The following is a 24,441-nucleotide window of genomic DNA, read 5'->3' on the forward strand; positions in this document are numbered from 1 at the left end:
CGGGTCACCTTCGCGATCATGTGCGGTTCACCGCCGCCAACGCTTTCTCAATCTCGCGGGCGAGGGCACGGTACTGCACCAGCACGCCCTCCGCCTCCGCGACGAACCGGCGTTCCGTGTTCGCGAACCGGGCGATCTGGTTGACGTTGTTCGCCACGCTCGACATCTCTCGCTGCAACTTGAACAGCATCGCCACGGCGGCCTTCCGGTCCGAAGCCGTCACGACATTCGAGTCCATTGCGGACTCAAACAACAGCCGCGGCACCTTGACGTCGCGCACCGCTGCTCGAGCACGCAGCTGCGCGTCCTCTTCTGGGGTCACGGCCACGGTGTACCGCTTATCGCGACGCCCGCCGCTCGCGTTCGCTCGGCGCTTGCGGCCGAACAGCTGACGCTTCTCGTTCGACTCCGACACGAGAACCACCATCCCTTCCAGCCCAGCGCAGCGAACCCGCCCCCACAGGCGGGGACCATACGGCCAAGTATGCCCGGGCCGGCCGCGCAGCGGAAGGACCGAAAGCGACTTATGGCACATAAGTCTATTGCTTGCTCCCCTTTCGGGGTCTGTAGCACCGCCTGCGGCCGGGTGCGGAGCTGGACGCGGCCCGCGTTCCGTGGATGACGCCCGAAGGCGCGGCGCTGCTCTCAGCCTAGGCATGACTAGCGGCCGTGTGATCGCCCGGCTAATCTGGCGTCATGACTGACGCGAACCGAAACCCTGACGACGCGGCCGCGGCCGCGCGGCGCCTCCTGGAATCGACTGTGGATCGGCGTGTGGAGGCCGTGCGCTCGATCGTGAGCGCAGCGAACGACACCGACGCCGCGCGCGCCGCCCTCAGCGACGCACAGAGCCGACACGCGAAGGCGTGGGGCGATGCCCTCGCGTCCGGGTGGTCGGAGAAGGAACTGCGCGCCACCGGCGCCCCGCGTCCCAATGCGGCGCGCGTGAAGCCGCCGCGTCCGCGTCGTTCCTCGAGCACCGCAGACGCACCGACTGAGTCGGCCGACGTGTACGCGTGACGACAGGCGCGAACGCGCAGAGTCTCGCCCTCGCGATGTTCGAGGACGACTAATCTGATCGTCAGCGACGACCCCTCGTCGCCCCCGGAAACCCCCGCTCGAGCACCTGTGCTCGCGGGGGCTTTTCCGCGCTCGGGCCGGGTGCGCCGGCTGCGGTCCGGCCGCCCATCCGACGCTTCACTTTGGCCTCCATCGAGCACCCGTCAAGAGCGCTGCGCGTCCCTACGGGATGCCCCTCCGGGGCACTCCTGACGGGTGCCCGCCTCCGGCGTCGCGCCGCTTATCGGATGGATGGCCTCAGAGCATGCTCGAGCCGATAGTCGGACATACTGTGTCCGTGATTACAAGGGAACGTCGCGCTGCTCTCAGCCGCGTTGGCGGGCGCGAGTTGTGAATGCCGCCCCGTGAGTGATCCCGTCCAAAGCCCGGTGACAGCGCGCACCCGCCGGGGGCGTAAGCGGAAGCTTGGACGCATCGGAAGGTTCCTGCGGTTTCCGTGGAGCCTTGTCCTCCTCATCGTGGCGATCGCGGCGTTCTTGGTATTCATGCCGGTCTCCATCTTCGGAGCTCTGGCTGCCGCCGGTGGGGACTGGAATACTCCCGGGGCGAGCGGAAGATTCTGGACGTACGCAACCATCTCCCAACAGGCTTTGGTGGGTTTCACGCACTCATTGATCCTCATCGTCTGTGAGGTCGGCCTGATACGGATGCTGCCTGCCCAAGTGCGCCTGTGGCGCGCACGCATGAGTGCACGCGGCCAAGACATCGTTGGGTGAAGCTCGGGACGAGCTTTAGCCACGGGAGCGCAGCTGCGCGGTCCGCTCGGCAAGCTCCTGGCGGGCGTCGGCGGCGGCGCGCTTGCGGGCCGCCTCGCGCTCCCGGGCCGTCCGTTCGTACTCGCGCTGATCGGCCTTCATCTGGGCGATGACGCGATCCACCTCGTCGTGGTCGATGCTCGCCAGGCGAGCAGCTTCCGCGGCACGCTCGGCGGCGCGACGCTCCTGGTCGGCGGCGCGCTGCGCCGCCGCATCGCGGCGAGCCTGGTCCAGCTGCGAGTGCTCGGTGACGACGTGCCGGATCACCCAGCCATAGAAGCCCAGAGCGCCCCGGCTGGTAAATGTTTCGGGCACCCGACGACCGTCCCGGGTGAGCCAGGCGTTCATGGCGAACATCAGTCCCTCGACGCTCCATTCCGACACGTCGATGCCGCTGCGCTCGAGCATCCCGACGACGTGCCCGACGTGCTTACCGCGGGCGAGCCACGGGATGCGCTGCGCCAGCCCAGCGGCGAAGCGTTGAAGTTCGATGGGCCTCGGGGACGTCGGTCGAACGATCGAGCCGCTGCGCGTGATACTCCGTCGTCCTGGCTGCCGCGAAGCGGCTTTCGAGCGCGGTTTACCGCGCGTTGGTGAGTTCTTTTGAACGGGAGCTGTAGGTGGAGCCGAGCGCCTACGGGGTAGGTGGACATTCTCCACAGAACGCTCGATGTCGCCGGCACCTGAGATACGCGGGGGCACCGGCGCCGGCGTCTCGCGGAGGGGGCGCTGAGCAGCGCTGCGAAGCATCACGAGCGCCCTCGTGGAAGCCATGCGCAGCTGACGGCCACCGTGCTTGAGCTGCGCGGCGATGCGCTCGCTCCCGTACAGGTAGCGGCCCTCGATGACGACCGCCGAGAGGCCGAGCAGCAGCAGGATCTCTCGCGCCCGCTGCACGGTCCGCTTGCACATCCCGAGACGGTCAGCGACGGTCTGATGCGCCGTCGTGACACCGCGCCCGGTGCCGAGGTCGGCCGAGCGCATGTCCTCCTGTGCAACGCGCAGCAGCGTGTGGGGCGCGACCTTCACGGCCGCGCGCACGCGCTCCCCCTCGGGCGTTGCCAGGGCATCCATCACCGCGTCGAACCATGCGCCGGCCGACGACCAGCACGGCAGCGGCGCGTAGGCGCCGGGTGCCGGCTCCGGGCTCCAAGAACCCGACCGGGATTTGTTCGGCCGCGACGCGGCCACCTGTGACGTCTCGGGTGCAAGCTCGACAGACTTCTCCCCCGAAAAAAGGGAGCGTCGGGAGTACACGGAGACGAACTCCGCTGTTACGATGTGGTCATTCCTTCCGGGTAGGTTCCGGTGGGTACGCCAAAGGCCCGGCTGGTAACCGGTCTTGGGTGGGACTGCTTCACATCTCGGAAGTCGCCAAACTGTGTGAGATGAGAAGCCAATGCTTCTAGGCCCGTCGCGAGAGCGGCGGGCCTAATGCGTTAAGTGCTGGTGATGGGCGACCCCTCCTCGGCGGCGGGCATGGCAAGCTCGTCGTCGCGCGGAAGAGGCTCCCACCACGCGGGGATACCCTGATCCGTGAGCTCCAAGTGCTCCACCATCTGCTCAATCAGCACAGACGTCGCCACTCCCATGTTGTCCGCGATCGCTCGCAGCTTGTCTCGGACGGGTCGCTCGACTTCGTAGCCAAGAGCTACGGGGTCGTTCCGTGAGCCCCAGGGACGTCGACGCGGTGCCATGCGCCCATCATGGCCTAGACCTAGTGTGAATCAGCGTTCTACGCAGCGTGTCGCAGAAGTGTTTCTAGGCACGCCTAGCGCAGTCGGTGGCGACGGCTCTGTCGGAACTCAGATGCGCCGTGGCCTCTCAATGATCCGCCCGGTAACTTGCGTATGTGGGCTGGTCCTTCTTCGTACGGTTCTCGACTATCGGGTCTGGCTGGGACGTCGACGACCATCAATTGACGCTGGCGTCGCGGGGTTCAGAAACGTTGTGGATCGACACGGACGGCCCGCTCCGCACCGCCTCCCACCTCGTCCTGCGCGGCACCGAGTACAACACGGAGGACGAGGCTGAGGACGCCGGGCGTCACGCTCTCGCCGCGCTCAGACTCAGCCTCGTGCAGACCGGCACACCGGCGGATTTCCTCGAGCGTAAATTGATGAGCCAGCTTTCGGACGACGCGCTTGCCCTTGCTGGGAGTGCAGGCAACGCCGCACAAGAAGCGGAAGATCCCGGCGCACCGCGCATCGTGGTTGTCAACCAACGTGCAGGGGTCGTTCCGCATCCGTCGAACGAGCGTTATCTCAGCTTTCGTTCGTCCGCCACAGGTGTCGCTATCAAACCAGCCGCGCCGTTCGTTGACGGGTACCAAACGGCGATCCGAATCGCTCAAGCGGACGAAGCTGCCGATCTTGCTTTTGATCTGTGGAGCGCTGCCAACCTCATGCCCTCCATAGACTCGCGGTTCCTCACACTCGTCAACGCTGTCGAAGCTCTTACCGAGCAACAGCCGGTCAATGGTGAAGAACTGGAAGCTGTCGACCGACTGCGGTCCGCGGTGAAAGACATGGGACTGGACCCGAGCCTCCGAGACCTTCTCTTGGGCAGGCTCGGGGATTTCAAACGGGAGAGCGTCGGGCGCGCGGCGAGACGGCTACTTGCCCAGAATGTGCCAGACAAGATGTACGACGGTATGAGAGCGGGCAAATTCTTCTCTGGCATCTACGAGATGAGGAGCAAGCTCACCCACGGTGCCGAGGCCCCATCTCACCATGACGTCGCGGCGGTCACTCCCGAGCTGTTCAACCTCGTACGCGACCTCATCGAGCGCCGGCTGAGCACCTTGCCTCTCGACAAGGGGTAGCCCGGAATTATTGCTGACGGTGGGCGAGGCGGATTGATTCGCTGTAAGCGCGTGAGGCCGTCGACCTGTCGACGCCAAGGACCTGGCCGATGTGGGCAAAACTCGCCCCGTCGTCGCGCATTCGGCGCAGCTCGGACAGCTGCGCCGCGTTCAACTTCGAGGGCCGACCGATTGCCTTCCCCTGTGCTCGAGCGTGATCCATCCCGCGCTGGGTGTTCTCACGGATGGTGTCTACGCGCAGCTCTGCGAACACGGCCACGATGCCGAACAGGGCCCGACCCATCGGCGTGGTCGTGTCGATCTGCGGTTCCGTGAGACTGCGAATGTCGATGCCGCGTTCGCGCAGGTCGTTGAGGGTGTCGAGGATGATCCGTTCGCTGCCGCCGAGACGATCGAGGCGACGCACCAAGAGCGTGTCCCCCTCGCGCAGATAGTCGAGGCAGGCGACCCACTGCGGGCGCGCAGTGATCCGACTGGACTCGCCGTGATCCACGAACACTCGCGCGGCGCCGGCCGCGCGCAGCTCGGCCTCCTGCGCAGCGGGGTTCTGCTCACGGCGGGAGACGCGGGCGTACCCGACGACGTTCGTCACCGCGCATCCCGAGAGGGCCGGCGGCCGCGCGCTCGGAGCGCGACGGCGAGAGGCACGATCCCGACGAAGAGCATGAGGGCGATGATGACGACTCCGCCCCATCCGGGCAGACCGCCGGCGATCACACTCTGTCCCGAGAAGATCAGCGCCACGGCTCCCGAGAAGAACGTGACGACAGGCAAGCCGTAGGGAACGCGCCCGGGCGATGGTGCACTGCCGGAGCGCGCCAACCACCGGAGGACGAATGCGCCGCCCACGCAGAGGTAGACGACGCCGACCGCCACCGTCGCAACGCCGATCCACTGATCGGTGCTCATGCAAACTCCCCTCGAGCGGCGATGGTTCGCCTGCGCCCGAATGACTCGTGCATAAGGGTCAGATTGAGTTTCGCACGGATTTGGGTTTCGCACGGGGGTTTTGCACACCGCCAATCCGCGAAATTCCGCCACCTGGTCGACAGGCCTTCCGGTGGTGCAAAACCGATCGGTTTTGCACGCCCGGTGTTCATCGGTGAAAACCGATATGATCGGCGGGTGACGATGACACAAGATCTTGCAGCTGCCGTCTCCCTGTTCCACTCTCTTGCCGATCACAGTCGCCTGTCGATACTGCGTCGGCTGTCAGCCGGTGAAGCTCGGGTGAGGGACCTGACCGATGAGCTCGGCTTGGCGCAATCGACCGTGTCGGAGCACGTTGGATGCCTCCGCGAATGCGGGCTTGTCGTTGCCCGCAGTGAGGGCCGGCAGAACTTTTACTCTGTCTCCACTCCTGAGGTGATCGATGTTCTCGAAGCGGCCGAGCGCCTCCTCGCCGCGACGGGTTTCAAGGTCGATCTGTGCAAGACGTACGGGAGCGACGCCCGATGATCGGAACCATCGTGGCTGCCATCGGCCTGTTCGCGGCGACGAACATTGACGACATCGTCGTCCTCACCGTTCTGTTTCTCGCGTCCGCACGCGGAGCCCTCCCGGGATGGAAGGTCGTGGCCGGGCAGTACCTCGGCTTCATCGCCCTGGTCGCAATCAGCAGCCTCGCCGCCGCGGGCCTGACCATCGTCCCGGACGAATGGGTCGGGCTGCTGGGCCTGGTCCCACTTGCGATCGGTGTGTACGGGCTGATTCGTACGCTCCGACGTCGCGGCGACGATGACGACGACGACGAAAGCTCCATCAGCGCCGGGGGCCTGCTCGGAGTTGCCGGCATCACCATCGCAAACGGCGCCGACAACATCTCGCTGTACACCCCTGTGTTCCGCACCAACCCGGTTCCGGACACCATCGTCACCATCATCGTGTTCTTGGTCCTGGTCGCCGTGTGGTGCCTTGTCGCCCGCTTCGTCGGTACCAGCAAAGCCGTCACAGAGGCCCTCGAGAAGATCGAGCACTGGCTCGTGCCGGCCGTGTTCATCGGGCTGGGCCTGTACATCCTGATCGAGTCCGGCGTGATCGTTCGCCTCATCGAAGTCCTGTCGTGAGCAGATTCACACGCCTCCTCGCTGCCGCTGCTGCCGTAGTTGCCGCCTTCACGGTCGACCAACTCACCAAAGCGTGGGCCCTGTCCTACCTCGACGGAGGCCGTGATATCGACCTTGGGCTGGGCGTATCCCTGCGCCTCGTGTTCAACCCTGGGGTCGCATTCGGTCTCGGCGGCGATGTAGGAGCGCCGCTTGTCGTCGGCGTTATGGTCCTTGTCGCCGCGCTGCTCACGTGGATCGTCATCCGAGTGCTGCGGAGGCAGAGCATGGGCGCTACTGCGCTGCTGGCTGCCGCCGCCGGCGGCGCGATCGGCAACCTGTGGGACCGCACCACACGCGCTGAAACCGGACCGCTCAGCGGAGAGGTCGTCGACTTCATCGCTGTCGACTGGTTCGCCATCTTCAACGTGGCTGACATCTTCACAACCCTCGGCCTGCTCGGGTGGGCAGCCTTGTATCTGCTCCGTCGGGACCACGCTCCCATCAGCGGGAGCACCGGTGACGGTTCCCAGCACCGCGGCTGATCTGGGAACGAGGAGGGCCCGCACGGGTATTCGTGCGGGCCCTTTGCGGGTGGCGGAGGGCGTTGCCCGCCGCGTTGCGTGTTACTGCTGGTAGGGGATGAGGCTCAGGCCGCTGTCATCGACGACGAGGATGTCGCCGTTGTTGGTGATGGTGACGGCTTGGGCGGTGCCGTGGATCGTTCCGACTTCGAACCAGTTCTGTGCTCCGGCGGTTGTGGCCCAGATCCGTCCCTGGGTGCCGATACCGACCACGCGGTTGTGGTCCGGGGAGGCGCTGAGCCCGGCAAGAAGGGGAGCATCCGGCCACGCCTGGAATGTGGCAGCCCGATCGGTGCTGACCAGCAGACCGTCCGCGGTGGAGGCCATCACTCGCCCCGCTGCGTCAACGGCAAGCGACATGGCGTAGACGGGTGCCCCGGTGGGCTGCCAGGAGAAACCGCCGTCTGTGCTGGTGAGCATTTCATTGGCGTCGGTGGCGACGCCGTAGAGCGTTCCGCGGGGGTCCGCGGCGAGGGCGTGAAAGTCTTTCTCGCCTGTGAATGCGGTGGGTTGCCAGCTCTGCCCGTTGTCGGAGCTTCGGATGATGCCCAGGTTGGGGGCTCCCAGCTCGGGCGGGGTGGTCCGACCGGGGTGGCCGGATGCCACGAGTGTGTCGTCGAGGACGGTCAGGCCCATCGCATCGAAGTCCGTCTTCGCCAGGCGGGCGCCCAGCTCACCGTCACGGGTGACGGTGAAGATGCCCTCGTGGGTTCCGATAAGGAATCCATCGGTGGCGGGGTCATCAACGATGCCGTGCACGTGCGTGAGCGGCTGCTCGGGGTGGTCGTCACCGGTGAGGGACGGTGAACTGGCGCAGCCTGCGAGAGCAAGCGCGACCATGGGGACGAGGGTGGCCAAGGACAGGGCGCGGGTGCGGGAGCCCGGCGCGGTGAGGTTGGTGTGGTGGTGCTGCATGGGGGTGCGTTTCGTCTGATCGGGTGGTGGGGCGCGGTGGTTTTCGCGCCCCACCACGGGTGATCAGAGAGTGGCCAGAAGCTCCTCCATGGTGGCGATCTCGGACGTTTGCGATTCGACGATCTGGTTGGCCAGGGCGACGGCGTCACTGTTTTGGCCGTTGCCGGTTTCTTCTTGCGCCATCTCGATCGCACCGCGGTGGTGCTCGATCATTTGCTGGAGGAACAGGCGGGCAGCGTCCGTACCGGTGGCCTGCTCGAGCGACTGCATGTCTTCTTCGCTCATCATGCCGCCGCCGTGGTCCATGCTGCCGGTGTCGGGGGCGCTGGCGCCCCAGTCCTCCAACCAGCCTTCCATCTGCGCGATTTCAGGTTCCTGGGCGGCCTTGATCTGCTCCGCCAGCGCGGTCACCCGCTCGTCGATGCCGTCTTTGGCCAGGAGGGTGTCGGACATCTCGATCGCTTGCGTGTGGTGCTCGATCATCATGGTGGCGAACATGACGTCCGCTTCGTTGGCGTCAGCAGATTGCGCGGGGGTAGCGCTGCTGCTGCTTCCGTGGTCCATTCCGGGCATGCTGCCGCCGGAGGTGGTTCCGCCGGAGCATCCGGCGAGGACGAGAAGGCTGGTGAGGGTGAGCGCGGCGGTCGCCGCGGCGCGGGTGTTCATGGTGGTGTTCTCCATTAGTCAGTGATGAGGCGCGACGGTTGTCGAGCCGGAAGGTGCGTTGCCCGCATGGAGGCGGGCGGACGCGTCATCACGTGCGACTGATGCAGAGAACGGTAAGTGAGGGCGGCGGAACCGGGTGGGCCGATGCGGGCGATCGGGGGTGGATCATGGCGAGTACGTCGTCTCGCAGGGTGATCCGCCAGCCGATGCGCAGCCGCGCGAACAGGATCACGCTGACAAGCAGCGCGAGAACGCAGACCATCCAGGTCATCGCGTGATCGTCGCCGCAGTCGGTGCAGCCTGCATGATCCGTGGCGGCGGTGGTGGTGTTCACCGCTGCGGTATCGGGAGAGGCGTCGTGGTGGGCGCTGGGTGGTGCCGGCTCGGCGCTGACGGCCACCGTGCCGCTGTGGCCGGCGGTGGTGGCGTGGGTGTTGAGGGAGTGCATGGCCAGGAGCCCCGCGATGACGGCGCCGACGACAGCCAGCATCATCAGGAGGGTGCGGGTGACCGCGCGCTGGCCACGCAACTGGTGTGCAAGGGCAATCAGCGACATTCTCACCTCCTGATGGATTTCTAGGCTATCTTTTCCCGGCAGTGACGGCGGGCTCTGGACCCGTCGGGGTGGGTCGTTGGTGTGCCGCGGTTACAACGCCGCGAGAAGGTCGGTGCACGCCTGCTCACAGCGACGGCACGCCTCTGCGCAGACGCGGCAGTGCTCGTGCATGTCGGCGTGCTGCTCGCATTCCTGCGCGCAGGAGGCACACGCGGTGCGGCACGCCTCCACAACAGCGCGAACCACATCGGCGTCCATCGTCGTCTGTCGAGAAAGCACCGCACCGGTCGCGGCGCATACGTCGGCGCAGTTGGCGTTCTTGGTGATGCACGTCACCAGCTCGGCCACCATGTCCTCCGACAAGCAAGCGTCGGCACACGCGGTGCAGGTCTGCGCGCACTCGATGCACGCCTGGATACAGCGGGCGAGGGCGTCCGCAGCGTCAATGGTTCCGGCCTTGGGGTGCGTGGTGAGCATCTGGTCAACAGCAGTCATGGTCGCTGGTCCTTTCCCGGGGACCGTCCCCGGCGCCTGCCACGATAAAAGCGGGCGCCGAGCGCGATCAGGGGGTTGCGGGCGCGGGGAAACTACTTCGCGGCGACGGCTTGCGGGCTGAGGTCGAGCCGGCGAAGAAGTTGCGCGTTGAGTGCGACGACGATCGTGGACAGCGACATCAGGATCGCTCCGACGGACATGGGGAGGACGAACCCGATAGGGGCGAGCACTCCGGCGGCGAGGGGGACGGAGATGAGGTTGTATCCGGCGGCCCACCACAGGTTCTGCTTCATCTTCCGATAGCTGGCCCGCGACAGGTCGATCACGGACAGCACGGAGCGGGGGTCGTCGCTGGCGAGGATGACCCCGGCGGACGCGATGGCGACATCGGTGCCCGCGCCGATGGCGATACCGACATCGGCTTGCGCGAGGGCGGGTGCGTCGTTCACCCCGTCACCAACCATGGCGACCTTGCGGGATTCGTTCTGAAGCTGCTTGACCTTGGATGCTTTGTCTTCGGGGCGGACCCCGGCGAAGTAGCGGTCGATGCCGAGGTCGGCGGCGACGGATGCGGCAACCGCTTCGGCGTCTCCGGTGATCATGACCACCTGCACGCCCCGCTGGTGCAGCGCGTCGACCGCGGCGCGCGATTCAGGGCGGATCTCGTCCGCCAGGCGCAGCGCTCCTGCCACCTGCCCGTCGATGAGGACGTGGAGGATGATCGCACCCTCGTCGCGCCACTCGTTCGCGATCGACCGCTCAGCGGCCTTCTCCTGCTCGAGCATGTAGGGGCCGCCGACCTGGACGGTGCGCCCGGTGACCTGCGCGCGGACACCGACGGCCGGTGACGATTCAAAGTCGTTGGAGGAGGGGACGGTGAGCTGCTTCTCTTTCGCGGCGTTCACGATCGCCCGAGCAAGGGGGTGTTCAGAGTCCGCCTCGGCGGCGGCGGCCACGGCCAGCAGTTCGTCTGCATCGACCCCTTCGGCAGGGTCGATCGCGGTGACGGCCGGCGTTCCCTTGGTGAGTGTGCCGGTCTTGTCGAACAGCACCGTGTCGACGGTGCGCATGCTTTCCAGCGCGAGACGGTCCTTGATCAGAACACCGCCGCGCGCGGCACGCTCCGTGGCGATCGACACGACGAGCGGGATCGCCAGTCCCAAGGCGTGCGGGCAGGCGATGACCAGAACGGTGATGGTGCGGATGACCGCTTCGTCGGGGAATCCCACCAGGGACCACACCAAGGCGGTGACCGCGGCCGCGCCGAGCGCGAACCAGAACAGCCACCCCGCAGCACGGTCCGCGAGCCGCTGCGCGCGAGAGGAGGAGTTTTGAGCCTCAGTGACGAGCTTTTGGATGCCCGCGAGGGCGGTGTCCTGCCCGACCGCGGTGATTTCTACGCGAACTCCGGAGTCGGTGGCGACCGTGCCGGCGACGACCTGATCGCCGTCGCCGCGGCGAACGGGGCGGGATTCTCCGGTAATCATCGACTCGTCCATGCTGGCCGAGCCCTGCACGATCCGCCCGTCCGCGGGAACCCGCCCACCGGGGCGGACCACAACCACGTCACCGACCTGCAGCTCAGCGGGGGCGACGGTGACGGTGGTTTCCCCGTCCACCTTCTCGGCCTCGTCGGGCAGGAGCGCGGCGAGGGAGTCGAGGGCGGAGGTGGTCTGGGCGAGGGATCGCATCTCGATCCAGTGCCCGAGAAGCATGATGACGACCAGCAGCGCCAGCTCCCACCAGAAGTCCAACTCGTGGTGCAACAGCCCGAGGCTTGCCCCCCAGGACGCGAGGAACGCGACGGTGATCGCGAGGGCAATGAGAAGCATCATGCCGGGCTTGCGGGCGCGCAGCTCGCTGACGGCGCCGGTAAGGAACGGGGCGCCACCCCAGACATACATGACGGTCCCGAGAATCGGGGACACCCATCCCACCCACGCCGCGTCCGGCAGCGGGTAGCCGATCAGCATCGAGAACATGCTGGAGAAAGCCACGACCGGCACCGCGAGAACCAGCATGATCCAGAACAGCCGCCGGAACCGGGCGACGTGATCACCGTGACCGGCGTGACCGCCGTGGTCGGCGTGACCGTGCCCGGCGTGCCCCGCCGCAGGTGCCCGATCATCCGTGCCGTGCGGGTGGCCCATCGCTGCGTGGTCGTGTACTGCCGTTGCCGCCGGAGCGTTGTGGCCCTGGTGGTTCGTGCGGGCCGAGTGGTTGTGATGTTCGTGCTGGCTCATGGGAGCCTCCTTCGCTGGGTGCGCCGCCACGGCGCACGATTCAGGCCGGTTGGGGCATGGGAGTGCGGGCGATGTGCACGGGTGCCGGCTCGGGGCGGAACCGGCGCAGCCGGAGGCTGTTGGTCACGACGAACACCGACGACAGCGCCATGGCCGCCGCGGCGACGAGCGGGTTCAGCAGCCCGGCCATGGCGATCGGGATGGCGGCGACGTTGTAGGCGAAGGCCCAGAACAGATTGCTCTTGATGGTGCGGAGGGTGCGGCGGGAGAGTCGGATCGCGTCGGCCACGACGGTCAGGTCGCCGGAAACGATCGTGATGTCACTGGCGGCGATCGCCGCGTCCGTGCCGCCCCCCATCGCAAGGCCGAGGTCGGCTGCGGCGAGGGCCGCGGCGTCGTTGACGCCGTCACCGACCATTGCGACCACGTGGCCATCGTTTTGGAGCCGGCGGATCACTTCGAGCTTCCCGGCGGGGGTGACGCCGGCGTGCACGTCGGAGATGCCGACCTCAGCGGCGATCCGTGCGGCCGTGGTGTCGTTGTCGCCGGTGAGGAGCACCGGGCGCAGCCCGAGTGCGCGGAACAGTGCGATGGCGGTCGAGCTGGTCGGCTTCACCGTGTCCGCCACGCCGATCGCGCCCAGGTACTGCCCGTCGCGGCCGACCGCGATTGCGGTACTGGTACGAGCGAGCGTGTTCAGCTCCGCTGCGGCCTCCGACGGTGGGTGGATGCCCCACTGCTCGGCCAGCCAGGAGGCGCGGCCCGCGACCACCGCGGCGCCGTCCACGATCCCCTGCACACCGAACCCGGCGTGCGAGGCGAAGCTGTCCGCATATGCACCAGGCGCGGTGGCGGTGATCGCGCGGGCGACGGGATGCTCGGAGCCCGCCTCGACCGCAGCGGCGACCCGCAGCAGCTCGTCCCGGGTGACACCAGGGGCGGGGTGAACGGTGGTGACGGTCATCTTGCCGGTGGTCACGGTGCCGGTCTTGTCGAGCACGATGGTGTCGACGGTGCGGGTCTGCTCCAGCACCTGCGGTCCACGGATCAAGATTCCCAGCTGCGAGCCCCGGCCGGTGCCCACCAAGAGGGCGGTGGGGGTGGCGAGGCCAAGCGCGCACGGGCACGCGATGATTAGTGTCGCGACCGCGGCGGTGAACGCTTGTTCCAGCGATGCCCCAGCGATCATCCAGCCGACGAAGGCGGCGGCGGCAAGTCCGATGACGATCGGGACGAACACGGCCGACACCCGGTCAGCGATGCGTTGCACCTTGGCCTTGCCGGTTTGGGCTTCCTCCATCAGCCGGCGCATGCGCGCGAGCTCGGTGTCGGCGCCGACCCGGGTGATTTCTACGGTGAGGCGGCCGCCGACATTCACCGTCGCTCCTACGACACGCGACCCAGTCGTCACCTCGACGGGGACTGATTCTCCGGTGAGCATGCTGGCATCGACGGCGGAGGCACCATCGATCACCAGCCCGTCGGAGGGAATCTTCTCCCCCGGTCGAACGAGCACAGTGTCTCCGACCGACAGCTGCGCGACCAGCACCATCCGTTCGGCGCCGTCGACGAGCTGCGTGGCGTGCTTCGCGCCCATCTCCAGCAGCGCCCGTAACGCCTCCGACGATGATTTCCTCGCGCGCGCTTCGGCATACCGCCCGGCCAGGATAAAGACGGTGACCAGCGCGGCCACTTCCAGATAGATTTCGTGGCCCCCGGCCTGCGGGGTACCGACGAGGGTGAACGTCATCGTCATGCCGGGCATGCCTGCGCCACCGAAGAACAGCGCGTAAAGGGACCACCCGAATGCGGCGATGACGCCAACGCTGATGAGGGTGTCCATGGTCGCCGCGCCGTGTCGGGCGTTGACGGCCGCGGCCCGGTGGAACGGCCACGCGCCCCAGACCGCCACCGGGGCGGTGAGAGTGAGGGCAAGCCACTGCCAGTACTCGAACTGCAGCGCCGGGACCATCGACAACACTGCCACCGGCAGCGACAGGGCGGCACTAATCAGCAGACGCCGCCGTAGCGCCCCGACCTCGCCGTCCTCTCGGTTTGGGGTGTTCTCATCGATATCACCGCTCGGTGGCGGTGCGGGGAGAGCCGCCTGGTACCCCGCGGATTCGACGGCGGCGATCAGGGTGGCAGGGTCGACGTCGTTCCCGCGAACACGTGCTTTTTCGGTGGCGTAGTTCACCGTTGCTTCCACACCGGGAAGCTTGTTCAGCTTGCGTTCAATCCGGGTCGCACACGACGCGCATGTCATCCCGGAAATATCGAGTTCGACGTCGACCGCGCTCATGCGGGTGCGCCGGCCAGGGTGTAGCCGGCCTCCTCCACCGCGGCCCGCACTGCGGCGGCATCGATCGGGGTCAAGCTGTGGATGGTGACGCGCGACGTGCCGCCGGCGTTGAGGTCTACCGTGACATTCTCGACACCGTCGATCGCAGTCAGCTCCTCCGTGACGCTCGACACGCAGTGCGAGCATGTCATTCCGGTCACCAGGACGTCTTCTGTCACCGTCGCCGCGGTGGACGCGGGTGCGTCTGTCGCTGCGGACGTGGCGCAGCAAGCGCAGCCGGCGTTGGTGTCTTTCAGGCCGAGGTCGATGCGGTCGGTCATGATTTGCTCCTCTGGGGTCGGTGCGGGATCAGGAACGGACGAGCCGTGCAATCGCGTCGTTGGCCTCACGAATCTTCTCTGCGGCAACCTGGCCGCCCTCTGCGCTCGCCTCCGCGACGCAGTGGCGGAGGTGATCCCCGAGCAGGGATAGCGCAACCGTCTCCAAAGCCTTCGTCGCGGCGGAGACCTGCGTAAGGATGTCGATGCAGTACTTGTCTTCATCGACCATTCGGGCGATCCCTCGTACCTGACCCTCGACGCGACGCAGCCGCTTCTGGAGGTCGTCTTTGTTGCCCTCGTATCCGTTCACCTAGATACCATACCCCCCTAGGGTATGTAGCGCAACACTCCTATTCATCCCCCTGCGCGCGTCCACCGGAGTGGGCCGCCCAACCGGGGATGATTATTCAGCAAGTCCTGTACTTTCGACACGTGTCCACAGCCACTGCGACTGCCACCGTGACGCATACCGCCGCGCTCGCGCGCCTCGGCCACGCGCTCTCCGACTCCACGCGCGCGGGCGTGCTGCTGGCACTGCGGGAAGCACCCGCCTACCCCTCCGACCTAGCGGACGCTCTCGGCGTCTCCCGACAGGTCATGTCGAACCAGCTCGCGTGCCTTCGAGGGTGCGGGCTCGTGGAGGCTGTGCCGGATGGGCGGCGCACCTGGTATCGGCTTGCTGACTCTCACCTCTCACCCGCCCTGGACGAGCTGCTACGCGTCGTCCTCTATGTCGAACCGGGCTGCTGCGCCGGAGAAAGCTGCACCTGCGCATGACCACCACCACCCCTCGCCCCACAGACGACCGCCGGCACACTCTCCAACGCCGCATCAAGTGGATCGTCACCGCGACGATCGCCTACAACCTCATTGAGGCCGTCGTCGCCATCACCGCCGGCACCGTCGCCTCATCGGCTGCGCTGATCGGGTTCGGCCTGGACTCCACGATCGAAGTCCTCTCGGCGGCAGCCGTGGCCTGGCAGTTCACCCGCCGCGACCCCGAGCGGTGGGAGAAGGGCACGCTGCGCGTTATCGCCGTGGCGTTCTTCGCCCTTGCCGCCTACGTCACCGCAACGTCGGTGCTCGCGCTCGTGGGCCAAGTCGACGTGCAGCACTCCACTGTCGGAATCGTGCTCACCGCGCTCAGCGTCGTCATCATGCCATTCCTCTCGCTGGCGGAACGACGCGCGGGCCGCGAGCTGGGATCGGCAACCGCTGTGGCCGACTCCAAGCAGACCCTCATCTGCACCTACCTGTCCGCCGCGGTTCTCGTCGGCCTCATTGTCAACAGCCTGTTCGGCTGGTGGTGGGCCGATGCGATCGCCGGACTCGTCATCGCCGCCTTCGCAATCCGAGAGGGTATCGAGGCATGGCGCGGCGACGCCTGCGCCACCTCCGTGGGAATGCTCCTCGAGGAAGAGCACGACGACGACCATCACCGCTGAGCGGGTAGAGCACCTCAGATCAGCCATGACGGCTTCTGTCGCACGCCGCATGAGGAATCTAGGACGTCGTTCTACCGCGCACGGGAGAGGAACACCACCCACCCACCCAGAACGACCGCGATCGCGGAGCCAGCAGCCAGCACCACTCCACCGAAGTCTTGGTCTTCGGCTGGTGCTCTACCCCAGGTGCGGCCCATCGCACCGAACCAGTCGGCGGCTACTAGACCGGCAGTAGAGATGTACACAGATACAACCGCCATCGCCACAGCTAAACCGACGACCATCAGCAGCTTCATCTGTGTCGGCCGGCGGCTGGACCCGTCACCACCTATCAAGCCACGCACGAGCAGAGATCCCACGACGAGGGTTGCTGCCGTCGCCATTTGCCGCCCTAGGAGATCCCCTACTGTCCAACGGAGGAGGTCAGAACTGAAAAGCAGCCAAATCAACATCGCGGTGGCCGGGACAGCGACCACGGGTGCCGAAGCGAAACGCACACCTCGCGAATGCATGAGCACCTGCGCCCATTCATACCCTCCCCTGCTGCCGTCTTCGCGGCGATGGGCTGCCTTGCGGGCGAGCTCGATTGGCGCCCCGGCTGCGAGAAGGGGCACCACCCCGACAAGGAGAATGACTATCCCAAGAACGTGCGCACTGTAGATGTAGCTACGGTAAGCGCCCAACGCTCCGCTAGTGACCCATACCAAGAGGAGCGTCCCTGCCACCCACGCGGTCGCCCGCCAGGGGTTCCATCGGTACCCACGCGCCTTTAGCCGCAGCACAGCGCTCACGTAGAAGATGAGTCCGAGCACGGCGGCAACTAACCACAGCAGGTCGGGGCTCCACGCCGTGAACCAACGCGACATAGTCCACTCAGGAGGTAGCGGAGCGCCGGTGAGTACCTCAGCGGGTGTGAGCGCGCCTGCAGGTTCGGGGAGAATCGGCGGCGGTGTTCTCGCGAGAGCGGCAGCCGCTCCACTAGCCATCCCCATCAATCCCAACTCCGCACACAACAGCAGCCAGAAAGTCTTGGCGTCGCTGGGGTTGGCGCGCATCCTTCGGAGTAGACGCAGTCGGTAGATCGCCCCCAGAACACCGATGGCGGTGAGGGCTACAACCTTGACGATGAGGATGAGGCCGTAAGGGGAGGCGAGAGCACCGAGAGTTTCTAGGCCGATGGCGGCTCGAACCGTGCCCGAGAACGCGACGAGCGCGAAGGCAATAACGGCGATGGTGGAGTACCGCATCAGAACTGTCGCCATCTCACTCTTGGAAGTGACGGAACGAATGATCGCCAGCAGCAGCAGACCACCGAGCCAGACCGCTGCGGCGATGAGGTGTATGACGATGGCTGTCGTGGCTTGCTGGTGAGAGGCCTCATCCCCTGAATGGCCTTGTGTTCCCATCGGGACAAGCGCTGCCAGCGCGAGAAGTGCCACGGTTGCTGTCCCGCCCCACGAACGCACCGCAAATGTGAGCACCGCGAGAATGGCACCCGCGATGGTCGTCATCAACCACACACGTCCCCCCTCGGTCTGCACGAGGTACCGGCCAAGCTGAGACCCAAATTCGGGACCGGCATTGAACGCGGGGTTGAAGATGACCATGAAGCTGAAGAAGCCAGTAGCAGCAGATGCCACAGTGAAGATGGCGGCACATACCGCGGCAACATCCAACGCCAATTCAAACCCGCGCTGTTCGACGCGCAACGTGAACAAGGCGACAAAGAGCGCCCCTCCCATCCCCGCGGCGCTCATGTTTACGACGAGCTTTGACACTGGCAGCCCCCACCTTGCGAGGGGCCCTGCGTCGGCTAGTTGCAAGGGGGCAGCGCCACCGCCGACTGCGAGAGCGCACACCAAGGCAGCGACTGCGCTGACGACGAGGATGATGAGCGCAATCACGCGGTACACGTTCCAACGGCGCGGTTGCAGAGACGGAAGCCGCGTGGAGCCAGGTGACCCCACCGTCACCGTCGGGTGGGCGCGCCCAAGCTTGGCGCCGGAAGTAGGCATCAGTTCAGCCCCGAATAGGCATGCAGACCCTTAAAGAACATGTTCACGGCAGTGAAGTTGAATAGCACCGCAGCGAACCCGACGATGGACAGCCACGCAGAACGGTTACCGCGCCACCCCCGGGTGGCACGGGCGTGGATGTACCCGGCGTACAGCACCCAGATGATGAAAGTCCACACTTCTTTGGTGTCGAAACCCCAGAAGCGCCCCCACGAGTCGTTTGCCCAGATGGCTCCGGCGATCAGGGTGAAGGTCCAGAAGATGAAACCGATGATGGCGAACCGGTAGGCCAGTGCTTCCAAGTTCTCAGAGGTGGGCAGTGTTCGGAGCAGACCCCGCCGCGTGTTGGCAGAGGGGCGATTCTCGCGCCGGTGTTGCAGAAGTTGCGTCACGGACAGCCCGCACGCGATGGCGAACAGCGCGGTCGCGAGAGAGGCCACGAAGACATGAATGACAAGCCACACGCTTCGCAGCGGGTCCATCAGAGGGGTGACTTCGACGTAGAACGCCAAGGTCGCACCACCCAAAAGCAGAACGACCATCCCAAGCAGGAAGGACCCGAGGAAGCGCAGGTCGTACCGGCGAAGGGCAAGGAGGAACACGCCGACGATGAGAAGTGTGCCGGTAAGTGCGAATTCGTACATGTTCGCCCACGGCACACGGGCTGCGGCCATGCCTCGGAGGACGTCCCCGCTCAGGTGCAGCGCGAATCCCACGATGGTGAGGGCTGTTCCAATACGAGCCCATACGAGACGTTCGCGCTCACGTGGTGGCACTTGCAACTGCACTGGGGCCCCCGGGTGCGCCTCCGGCGAAGCGCCGGTCCCAACCGTCACAAGCTCTGCGGCGGGGGCTTCGATGCGAGACACGCGCACGGCAAGGTCGATGGCATACGCCGCGAAGGCGAGCGCGTAAACGCCGATGGCAGTCCACACCATCAGCAGGGACAGCCCATCAAGGGTGAGGGCGGATGATTCGGTCACGGGTGGAATCCTTAGATTGTCCAGCACTCTTTGACGGTGCCGGTGGTTGCTAGGGCGAGGGTCGGAACGCGTTCGGTGAAGGATCGAGTGGTGTCGGGGAAGGGGCCGTACTCGACGACCCGCCACCCCACGACGCCGAAATCCTCGTCCAGGGCTTGGATGGCGCACGCAAACCGTGCGCCGGAGGGAGGGGTGGCTTGAAAGGACACCGTCACAGCCCGCTCATCGACGACGAGGTAGCCGGTCTCGGCGATGGAGATGTCGTCCAAGCTGTTTTGAAGTGTGATCCAGACCAGGTAGGCAATGGCAGCCACCGCGAACACAGCGACACCGATCCAGAAAGCTCGGCGACGCCAGGGAAGCGCAGTGCGGCCGTATCGATCGTCGAGTTTCGTTTGCAGTGCCGTTCGCCGCGGTGCGGCGCGGCGCCTGCCGCCGCGCTTTGTAAGGGCGCATTTAGTCACTGAGCATTCGCTTCCAACCACGCCAGGGAATCCACGGTGACGTCGTTGACGGACACCTCGAAATGCAAGTGGTTTGCGGTGGAGCGGCCCGTGCTTCCGACGAGGCCGAGGAGTTGACCCGCCTGCACTTGCTGGCCGCTGCCGACCTGTCGGCTGTTGTACTGCATGTGCGGGTAGACGGCCCGGATACGTTGGCCGTTGACGACGGAATCTACGGTGACGGCGACGCCATAGGCGCCATAGCTCTCGCTCGAGATGCCGACTGTACCGGCCACGGACGCGTAGATTGGCGTGCCTCCCGCGGTGACCATATCGGTGCCCATGTGCGCCCCGCCTCGTGCCCCGAATCGGTCGGTGACATTGAACGTCGAGGTCAGTGGCCAGCGCACGACGCCGCTACCGGTGGCGAGGACAGGGACTGCACGTCCGGTGGCGGAGGTGATGGCAGGTCGAGCTGCACCTGCGGCGCGTGCTGCGGCGGCCGCAGCTGCCGCAGCCTCTTTCGCCTTCTTTTGTTCGATTTCTTCCTGGGAGGTTGCGGCGTAGCTCTGCCTGTCCAAGGGGAAAGCGGGCAGCGCGCGGGATGCGGTGAATTGTTGCGAGTCGCCCGCGCCGGCTCGCTGCAGAGTGAGCTCGGTGACCACGGGTGAAGCGGCGTACGCCGGCAGCGCCAGAGGACACATCAGGGCCACCGCTAACGCACCTGCGACCAGCGGGCGAGCGCGCGATGAGTGCGCGGCCTTGGGCCGGTGGAAACGCCGCGCGTCACGCATCCTGAACCCATTAGCGTGGCGCCGTTCCTTGCGGGTCAGGGGGCGTGGCTGGTGAGCTGGCTGAATCTCACTGCTCATCGACAGTGCCCCCTTGTCGCTGCTGCTCCATCTGCTGTCGTCGACGCCGTCCGAACGAAAAAAGCACAAGCGCTGCCATCCCCAGAATGACGACGGCGGTTCCAGTCGCTACCAGCGGGAAACCGATGCCGCTGTGCGGCTCTTCGACCTCCGCCATGGCGCCTGATGTCGCGCTCTGTTCTGGTGTCGAAGAGACGGCAGGGCTCTGCCCAGGTGCGGAGGGGGCACCCGTGGCAGGAGAAGGGTCCGGTTCGGCGGAGGACGTAGGCGCCACGGGAGCGTCAACTGTGAACGCATACTCACCGCTGATGGGGTGACCGTCGCTGGAGACCACGCGCCAGCGCACCGTGACTACGCCTGGAGAGAGGACCGGCTCCACCGCCTGAGTGACCGTCGTGTCAGTGACGACCGGAGGCGTCCGTGCAACGTTCGCTCCAGAGGAGTCAATCACTTCTACCGCGATGGCGCTGGAGGCGTCGAAGACCTCCCCGCTGTAGGTCAATGACACCTCGGCAGGAGTTGACGTGACCACTGAGTCTGCTGTTGGAGAGGACTGGACTAAAGCGTCGTGAGCACGAGCCGGCGGGGAACTAGACAGGACGAGCATTACTGACAGTGCCGTCGCGATAATGCCGGCGGCTGCGAACCAGCGAGGCGAACGGGTGGCAAAAAGCGTGCGCATGGCGACTTTCAGTGGGACTGCGGCGCCTGGGACTGGTCACCTATGGCAGTCGTCGATCAATCGGACCTTGAACGCTCTGAGTGCATCTCTACGGCCCGCCCTGTGAGGTGGGAATGATGCGTTTGACTACAGCTTCGTTGGCGTAGTGTCTCAGAGCACCGGCATGGCTCAGGTCTGTGAGAGAGACAATTCAGTCAAGCTCAGCGTCGTGGGGTGTGGACGGACGGTCCGCACGGGACGAGGCTGATCGCGTCGATGTGAGCAAATGGCATTGAGTTGGGACCGCGTGAGGCGGAAACGACGCTCCAGCAGCATTCCCCCAACACACACTCCGACCAGGCATAGGGCTACAGCCGCCGCCGGGAGAGCCTGCGTCAGGCTGGTAACAACGTCACCGGCGGGCTCATCTAGGACTGTTTGGCTACCTTGACCGCTCTCTCCCGTGAGGGTCAAGGAGGGCACGTCGGAGATCGCGGAAGCATCAGAGTGGCTGCTCGACCACATAGCAAGGAGACACATCAAGAGCAGGACGAGGCTGGCTATGATCCTCATTCTCACGACGGAGGCGGTAGTGGATCCTAGTGGGGCGCGTCCCGCGGTCACCGGCATTGCAGCGATAGTACCAATCCCACCTGCCCGTCACAGCCGGGCCGGGGCAGCTCGCGGTCGTACAGCGTGCGCGGCTCGTGCGGGGTGCGATGCAGTCCTCCGTCCTGTGCAGCTCATTGCCTCTTCTGGGTGTGGATGCGCAGGCGAACCCACAAGAGCGCACCGGCCGACGCGACGACCATCGCGGTCTCAAGGGTGGGGCTGAGGAGACTGGCCGGTGTGGCCCCCGTTCGTAGCGGCACTTCGCTCACTCGCCCAGCGGCAGTGTCCACCCCGATGGTCTCTGTGGTCGACCCATCGGGGTTGATCACTTGGCTTGTTCCCACGGTGGAGACGTTGACCACTGCGCGCCCCGTTTCGATGGCTCGCATGCGAGCGATGGCGAGCTGCTGCACGTTTTCGTCTGTTCCGCGGAAGTCGGCGTTGTTTGTCTGGAAGATGTAGATCTGCGCGCCTCGCCGTGCTGCATCGAAGATCACGTCGTCGTAGATGACGTCGAAACAGATCGCCAGGCCGATGCGGGTGTCTCCCACGTCCATCACCGGCGCCGATGTGCCTGGGGTGTATTCCCGCTGGATCAGACCGACAAGGTCAGGCGCGAGACGTTCAAACAGCCACCGGTCGGGCACGTATTCGCCAAACGGGACCGGGTTGAGTTTGTCGTAGCTCTGCTCGCTGCCGTCCGTCGTCCACAGCATGGTTGAGTTGAACGTTTGCTCGCCTCTCGTGGTTGCCGCGTTCATCAGGAGCGGGGCACCGTACGCGGCGGAGATTTTGCTCAGCAGTCGACGGGTGGGTTCTGAAGACGCCGGATCGATGTCCACAGAGCCCTCTGGCCAGGCGAGCACATCCATTCGCTGGCCCAGAATCGCTTTCGATGTGGATGCTTGGGCTCGGAGCATGTCGCCTTCGTTGCGGTCGTCGAAATAGCCTGCGGGGCCGTTGCCTTGGACCCACCCGACGGTGAACGTCCCGACACTTTGAGTGGGGTACTGGGGTATGACCGCCATGAGCAGGACCCCCACGACGGCCGGCACACCAGCACGGAGCGTGCGACGCCCCGGCCTGAGCGCCTGCACGCAGGCGGCGCACACGCCCACGACGAAGAAGGACAAACCTGTCGTTCCCACCCACGACGCCACTTCAGGGAAAGGTCCCGGGACCTGCGTCATTCCTACCCGCGCCCAGGGGAAACCCGAGTACGGCCACATTCCGACGAGCACTTCCCGCGCGCTCCACGTGGCGGCTATCAGCGCGGGGATACCCAGCAGGTCTAGGGTTCCACTGAGACGACGTATTTTCACCCAACGGTAGACGAGGGTGATGCTTACGCTGCCGACACCGATCAGGACTGTCTGCAGGGCGCTGAGGGCCAGCCAGGGCACGGGTCCGAGGAACTGCGCCACCCAGATGAGGTGGGCGAGGTTGAACACGGCCCCGAAGACGCACCCCACCATAAAGGATGCGAGCGTGCCTCTCCCGAGGAGAGCTGCGAGCAACATTGTCACGCTGACGAAAGCGAGAGGCCACCACCCGCGGTCTGGTGTGGCCGCATCCATCAGCCACCCCGCCGCTGCCGCCGCGGGCAACGCCGCCGTCAAGGGCAAGGCATCTGTGCCTCTGGCCCACAACTGAGAGTTGCGCGATGCGCCGGTTGTCCAGCGAAGTGCTGTCATGCGGACCCGCCTCTTTCCAGACGGCGCAGGTAATCGTTGTACTCGTCAAGCTCCGGATCCCCGTGCGCGTCGGCCCATCTGCTGGCGGCGGCGTCACGAACGGAGTCATGCCGGAACCATCGGTGCATCACAATCAGGATCATGACGAGCGTGGGCGCTTCACCGTAGGACCACGCGAGACCGCCGGCTACGCGTTGATCCTCAATCGGATCGATCCCTAAAGCCATGGTCGATTCAGCGAATGTTGTAACCACCAGACTGGTCGCCATCATAAGGAACACCCCAAAAAAAGCGTGCAATGCCGCTTCAGCGAACAGGTCCAGCGCCCGGCCTCCGTGGCTCATGCGAACCGGCAGCGGATCTGCGGAAAGCACCGGGATAGTGAATAGGATCCCGCTGATAAGGAACGCAGCCTCCAAGGCGGTGTGACCGCCAGACACGGCCAGAACGAGATCGAGCAGATCTGCGATGTACAGGCCGTAGAAGGCCGCAAGGTAGGCAGGTAACGCGACCCAGGGACTTAGAGCCCATCTCGACACTCTCCACCGCAACGCCCCGTGCGCCACTCTCAAGGCACTTTTACCGACACCGCGGTGCGGGGTGGCGCGCAACAGAAGGGTTCCCGGGGAACCAAGCACGAGCAGCGGTGGTATGGCCATCATCAAGGTCAGCTGCTGGAACATGAACACCGAAAGCAGAGCTTTGCCGTAATCCTCTACCGCGAGTCCCGTGACAGCAGTGAGGGCCGCGCAGCCGGAAACGAAACTCATCGTGCGCAACACCGACCACCGTCGACGCTGCCTCCACAGACGCAGCGCCCCGAGGAGATAGACGGTGGCCATCACCGTGGCGGCGACCGGCAAAGGGGTCAAGGGGTTCGCTGCGGGCAGCAAGTAGTCGCCAAGGCCGAGAGGAGCATTCATAACTATGG

The 24,441-nt window shown here is 65.7% G+C and carries 26 protein-coding genes and 1 pseudogene; 8 read left to right on the forward strand and 19 right to left on the reverse strand.

Going from position 1 to position 24,441, the window contains the following annotated elements:
• Positions 1-16 precede the first annotated feature (16 nt).
• Entirely contained in the window at positions 17-427 is a 411-nt protein-coding gene (locus AS029_RS17735) for a plasmid mobilization protein (RefSeq protein WP_058233641.1), read from the reverse strand.
• 269 nt (positions 428-696) lie between these two features.
• On the opposite strand from AS029_RS17735, the gene AS029_RS16250 reads away from it, so the two are divergent.
• Positions 697-1,020: a hypothetical protein gene (locus AS029_RS16250; RefSeq protein WP_139168171.1), complete on the forward strand. Its 324-nt coding sequence runs from the start codon at positions 697-699 to the stop codon at positions 1,018-1,020.
• A 791-nt stretch (positions 1,021-1,811) separates the two neighbouring features.
• Here AS029_RS16250 and AS029_RS16260 read toward each other — a convergent pair.
• Positions 1,812-3,026: a hypothetical protein gene (locus tag AS029_RS16260; RefSeq protein ID WP_058233644.1), complete on the reverse strand. Its 1,215-nt coding sequence runs from the start codon at positions 3,024-3,026 to the stop codon at positions 1,812-1,814.
• A gap of 661 nt (positions 3,027-3,687) precedes the next feature.
• Here AS029_RS16260 and AS029_RS16270 point away from each other — a divergent pair.
• The gene (locus tag AS029_RS16270; protein WP_058233646.1) at positions 3,688-4,659 is read left to right on the forward strand and encodes a hypothetical protein; all 972 of its coding nucleotides are present in this window, start codon (positions 3,688-3,690) and stop codon (positions 4,657-4,659) included.
• 7 nt (positions 4,660-4,666) lie between these two features.
• Here the strand turns inward: AS029_RS16270 and AS029_RS16275 are convergent, their stop codons facing one another.
• On the reverse strand, positions 4,667-5,251 hold the full coding sequence (locus AS029_RS16275; protein ID WP_058233647.1) for a recombinase family protein: 585 nt from the start codon (positions 5,249-5,251) through the stop codon (positions 4,667-4,669).
• Positions 5,248-5,568, reverse strand: coding sequence for a hypothetical protein (locus tag AS029_RS16280; protein WP_058233648.1), 321 nt, complete (start codon positions 5,566-5,568; stop codon positions 5,248-5,250). Before AS029_RS16280 ends, AS029_RS16275 begins: the two co-directional genes overlap by 4 nt.
• A 222-nt stretch (positions 5,569-5,790) precedes the next feature.
• Between AS029_RS16280 and AS029_RS16285 the strand changes: the two genes are divergently transcribed.
• The 3 genes from AS029_RS16285 to AS029_RS16295 are packed head-to-tail and all read left to right on the forward strand — an operon-like array spanning position 5,791 to position 7,249.
• Positions 5,791-6,117, forward strand: a complete 327-nt coding sequence (locus tag AS029_RS16285) for an ArsR/SmtB family transcription factor (protein ID WP_058233674.1) — start codon at positions 5,791-5,793, stop codon at positions 6,115-6,117.
• Between the two features lie 11 nt (positions 6,118-6,128).
• Entirely contained in the window at positions 6,129-6,725 is a 597-nt protein-coding gene (locus tag AS029_RS16290) for a cadmium resistance transporter (protein ID WP_228375979.1), read from the forward strand.
• Complete coding sequence (locus AS029_RS16295; protein ID WP_058233650.1) at positions 6,722-7,249, forward strand: signal peptidase II; 528 nt, start codon at positions 6,722-6,724, stop codon at positions 7,247-7,249. The genes AS029_RS16290 and AS029_RS16295 overlap by 4 nt, the downstream gene beginning before the upstream one ends.
• Before the next feature lie 81 nt (positions 7,250-7,330).
• Here AS029_RS16295 and AS029_RS16300 read toward each other — a convergent pair whose 3' ends face one another.
• From AS029_RS16300 to AS029_RS16335, 8 genes are all read right to left on the reverse strand, one after another.
• Positions 7,331-8,203: a F510_1955 family glycosylhydrolase gene (locus tag AS029_RS16300; protein WP_074615985.1), complete on the reverse strand. Its 873-nt coding sequence runs from the start codon at positions 8,201-8,203 to the stop codon at positions 7,331-7,333.
• A gap of 63 nt (positions 8,204-8,266) precedes the next feature.
• The gene (locus AS029_RS16305) at positions 8,267-8,869 is read right to left on the reverse strand and encodes a DUF305 domain-containing protein (protein WP_058233676.1); all 603 of its coding nucleotides are present in this window, start codon (positions 8,867-8,869) and stop codon (positions 8,267-8,269) included.
• A gap of 88 nt (positions 8,870-8,957) precedes the next feature.
• A complete protein-coding gene (locus tag AS029_RS16310; RefSeq protein ID WP_058233651.1) occupies positions 8,958-9,425 on the reverse strand; it encodes a DUF6153 family protein in 468 nt (155 codons plus the stop codon).
• Positions 9,426-9,515: 90 nt separating this feature from the next.
• Positions 9,516-9,920, reverse strand: coding sequence for a four-helix bundle copper-binding protein (locus AS029_RS16315; RefSeq protein WP_058233652.1), 405 nt, complete (start codon positions 9,918-9,920; stop codon positions 9,516-9,518).
• Positions 9,921-10,012: 92 nt separating this feature from the next.
• Positions 10,013-12,163, reverse strand: a complete 2,151-nt coding sequence (locus AS029_RS16320; RefSeq protein WP_414683042.1) for a heavy metal translocating P-type ATPase — start codon at positions 12,161-12,163, stop codon at positions 10,013-10,015.
• A gap of 40 nt (positions 12,164-12,203) precedes the next feature.
• The gene (locus AS029_RS16325; protein ID WP_058233653.1) at positions 12,204-14,465 is read right to left on the reverse strand and encodes a heavy metal translocating P-type ATPase; all 2,262 of its coding nucleotides are present in this window, start codon (positions 14,463-14,465) and stop codon (positions 12,204-12,206) included.
• On the reverse strand, positions 14,462-14,785 hold the full coding sequence (locus AS029_RS16330; RefSeq protein ID WP_058233654.1) for a cation transporter: 324 nt from the start codon (positions 14,783-14,785) through the stop codon (positions 14,462-14,464). Before AS029_RS16330 ends, AS029_RS16325 begins: the two co-directional genes overlap by 4 nt.
• A 28-nt stretch (positions 14,786-14,813) precedes the next feature.
• Complete coding sequence (locus tag AS029_RS16335; protein ID WP_058233655.1) at positions 14,814-15,095, reverse strand: metal-sensitive transcriptional regulator; 282 nt, start codon at positions 15,093-15,095, stop codon at positions 14,814-14,816.
• A gap of 89 nt (positions 15,096-15,184) precedes the next feature.
• Here AS029_RS16335 and AS029_RS16340 point away from each other — a divergent pair, with 89 nt between their 5' ends.
• Both AS029_RS16340 and AS029_RS16345 read left to right on the forward strand, forming a co-directional pair.
• Positions 15,185-15,562 (forward strand): ArsR/SmtB family transcription factor, encoded by a 378-nt coding sequence (locus AS029_RS16340; RefSeq protein WP_058233656.1) that lies wholly within the window; start codon positions 15,185-15,187, stop codon positions 15,560-15,562.
• The gene (locus AS029_RS16345; protein WP_058233657.1) at positions 15,559-16,230 is read left to right on the forward strand and encodes a cation diffusion facilitator family transporter; all 672 of its coding nucleotides are present in this window, start codon (positions 15,559-15,561) and stop codon (positions 16,228-16,230) included. Before AS029_RS16340 ends, AS029_RS16345 begins: the two co-directional genes overlap by 4 nt.
• Positions 16,231-16,301: 71 nt before the next feature.
• On the opposite strand, the gene AS029_RS16350 is transcribed toward AS029_RS16345, so the two are convergent.
• The 4 genes from AS029_RS16350 to AS029_RS16365 all read right to left on the reverse strand — a co-directional run bounded on the left by AS029_RS16350 (position 16,302) and on the right by AS029_RS16365 (position 20,336).
• Complete coding sequence (locus tag AS029_RS16350) at positions 16,302-18,008, reverse strand: bifunctional copper resistance protein CopD/cytochrome c oxidase assembly protein (RefSeq protein ID WP_167345294.1); 1,707 nt, start codon at positions 18,006-18,008, stop codon at positions 16,302-16,304.
• A gap of 236 nt (positions 18,009-18,244) precedes the next feature.
• The gene (gene ccsB, locus AS029_RS16355) at positions 18,245-19,183 is read right to left on the reverse strand and encodes a c-type cytochrome biogenesis protein CcsB (protein ID WP_058233678.1); all 939 of its coding nucleotides are present in this window, start codon (positions 19,181-19,183) and stop codon (positions 18,245-18,247) included.
• A gap of 56 nt (positions 19,184-19,239) precedes the next feature.
• The gene (locus AS029_RS16360; RefSeq protein ID WP_323339893.1) at positions 19,240-19,713 is read right to left on the reverse strand and encodes a DUF4307 domain-containing protein; all 474 of its coding nucleotides are present in this window, start codon (positions 19,711-19,713) and stop codon (positions 19,240-19,242) included.
• Positions 19,689-20,336, reverse strand: a complete 648-nt coding sequence (locus tag AS029_RS16365) for a M23 family metallopeptidase (RefSeq protein ID WP_228375982.1) — start codon at positions 20,334-20,336, stop codon at positions 19,689-19,691. Before AS029_RS16365 ends, AS029_RS16360 begins: the two co-directional genes overlap by 25 nt.
• Positions 20,337-20,556: 220 nt before the next feature.
• Between AS029_RS16365 and AS029_RS17955 the strand changes: the two genes are divergently transcribed.
• Positions 20,557-20,709, forward strand: coding sequence for a hypothetical protein (locus AS029_RS17955; protein WP_228375983.1), 153 nt, complete (start codon positions 20,557-20,559; stop codon positions 20,707-20,709).
• Between the two features lie 129 nt (positions 20,710-20,838).
• Here the strand turns inward: AS029_RS17955 and AS029_RS18090 are convergent.
• The 3 genes and pseudogenes from AS029_RS18090 to AS029_RS16375 form a co-directional block, all read right to left on the reverse strand.
• A pseudogene (locus tag AS029_RS18090) lies at positions 20,839-21,225 on the reverse strand (copper resistance CopC family protein); the annotation flags it as partial.
• 722 nt (positions 21,226-21,947) lie between these two features.
• Positions 21,948-23,510 (reverse strand): apolipoprotein N-acyltransferase, encoded by a 1,563-nt coding sequence (gene lnt, locus AS029_RS16370; protein WP_082642367.1) that lies wholly within the window; start codon positions 23,508-23,510, stop codon positions 21,948-21,950.
• A complete protein-coding gene (locus AS029_RS16375) occupies positions 23,507-24,433 on the reverse strand; it encodes a cytochrome c oxidase assembly protein (protein ID WP_058233659.1) in 927 nt (308 codons plus the stop codon). The genes lnt and AS029_RS16375 overlap by 4 nt, the downstream gene beginning before the upstream one ends.
• Positions 24,434-24,441 lie beyond the last annotated feature (8 nt).

It is taken from the genome of Microbacterium enclense (assembly GCF_001456955.1).
GTDB classification, from domain to species: domain Bacteria; phylum Actinomycetota; class Actinomycetes; order Actinomycetales; family Microbacteriaceae; genus Microbacterium; species Microbacterium enclense.

What these genes read in the sequence shown, in the direction of transcription:
- AS029_RS16310 (WP_058233651.1), bottom strand. Translation starts at nt 9,425, where the DNA reads ATGTCGCTGATTGCCCTTGCACACCAGTTGCGTGGCCAGCGCGCGGTC.
- AS029_RS16375 (WP_058233659.1), bottom strand. Translation starts at nt 24,433, where the DNA reads ATGAATGCTCCTCTCGGCCTTGGCGACTACTTGCTGCCCGCAGCGAAC.
- AS029_RS16280 (WP_058233648.1), bottom strand. Translation starts at nt 5,568, where the DNA reads ATGAGCACCGATCAGTGGATCGGCGTTGCGACGGTGGCGGTCGGCGTC.
- AS029_RS17735 (WP_058233641.1), bottom strand. Translation starts at nt 427, where the DNA reads ATGGTGGTTCTCGTGTCGGAGTCGAACGAGAAGCGTCAGCTGTTCGGC.
- AS029_RS16285 (WP_058233674.1), top strand. Translation starts at nt 5,791, where the DNA reads ATGACACAAGATCTTGCAGCTGCCGTCTCCCTGTTCCACTCTCTTGCC.
- AS029_RS16330 (WP_058233654.1), bottom strand. Translation starts at nt 14,785, where the DNA reads ATGACCGACCGCATCGACCTCGGCCTGAAAGACACCAACGCCGGCTGC.
- lnt (WP_082642367.1), bottom strand. Translation starts at nt 23,510, where the DNA reads ATGACAGCACTTCGCTGGACAACCGGCGCATCGCGCAACTCTCAGTTG.
- AS029_RS16300 (WP_074615985.1), bottom strand. Translation starts at nt 8,203, where the DNA reads ATGCAGCACCACCACACCAACCTCACCGCGCCGGGCTCCCGCACCCGC.
- AS029_RS16315 (WP_058233652.1), bottom strand. Translation starts at nt 9,920, where the DNA reads ATGACTGCTGTTGACCAGATGCTCACCACGCACCCCAAGGCCGGAACC.
- AS029_RS16340 (WP_058233656.1), top strand. Translation starts at nt 15,185, where the DNA reads ATGATTATTCAGCAAGTCCTGTACTTTCGACACGTGTCCACAGCCACT.
- AS029_RS16320 (WP_414683042.1), bottom strand. Translation starts at nt 12,163, where the DNA reads ATGAGCCAGCACGAACATCACAACCACTCGGCCCGCACGAACCACCAG.
- AS029_RS16345 (WP_058233657.1), top strand. Translation starts at nt 15,559, where the DNA reads ATGACCACCACCACCCCTCGCCCCACAGACGACCGCCGGCACACTCTC.
- AS029_RS16305 (WP_058233676.1), bottom strand. Translation starts at nt 8,869, where the DNA reads ATGAACACCCGCGCCGCGGCGACCGCCGCGCTCACCCTCACCAGCCTT.
- AS029_RS16250 (WP_139168171.1), top strand. Translation starts at nt 697, where the DNA reads ATGACTGACGCGAACCGAAACCCTGACGACGCGGCCGCGGCCGCGCGG.
- ccsB (WP_058233678.1), bottom strand. Translation starts at nt 19,183, where the DNA reads ATGGTGTGGACTGCCATCGGCGTTTACGCGCTCGCCTTCGCGGCGTAT.
- AS029_RS16325 (WP_058233653.1), bottom strand. Translation starts at nt 14,465, where the DNA reads ATGAGCGCGGTCGACGTCGAACTCGATATTTCCGGGATGACATGCGCG.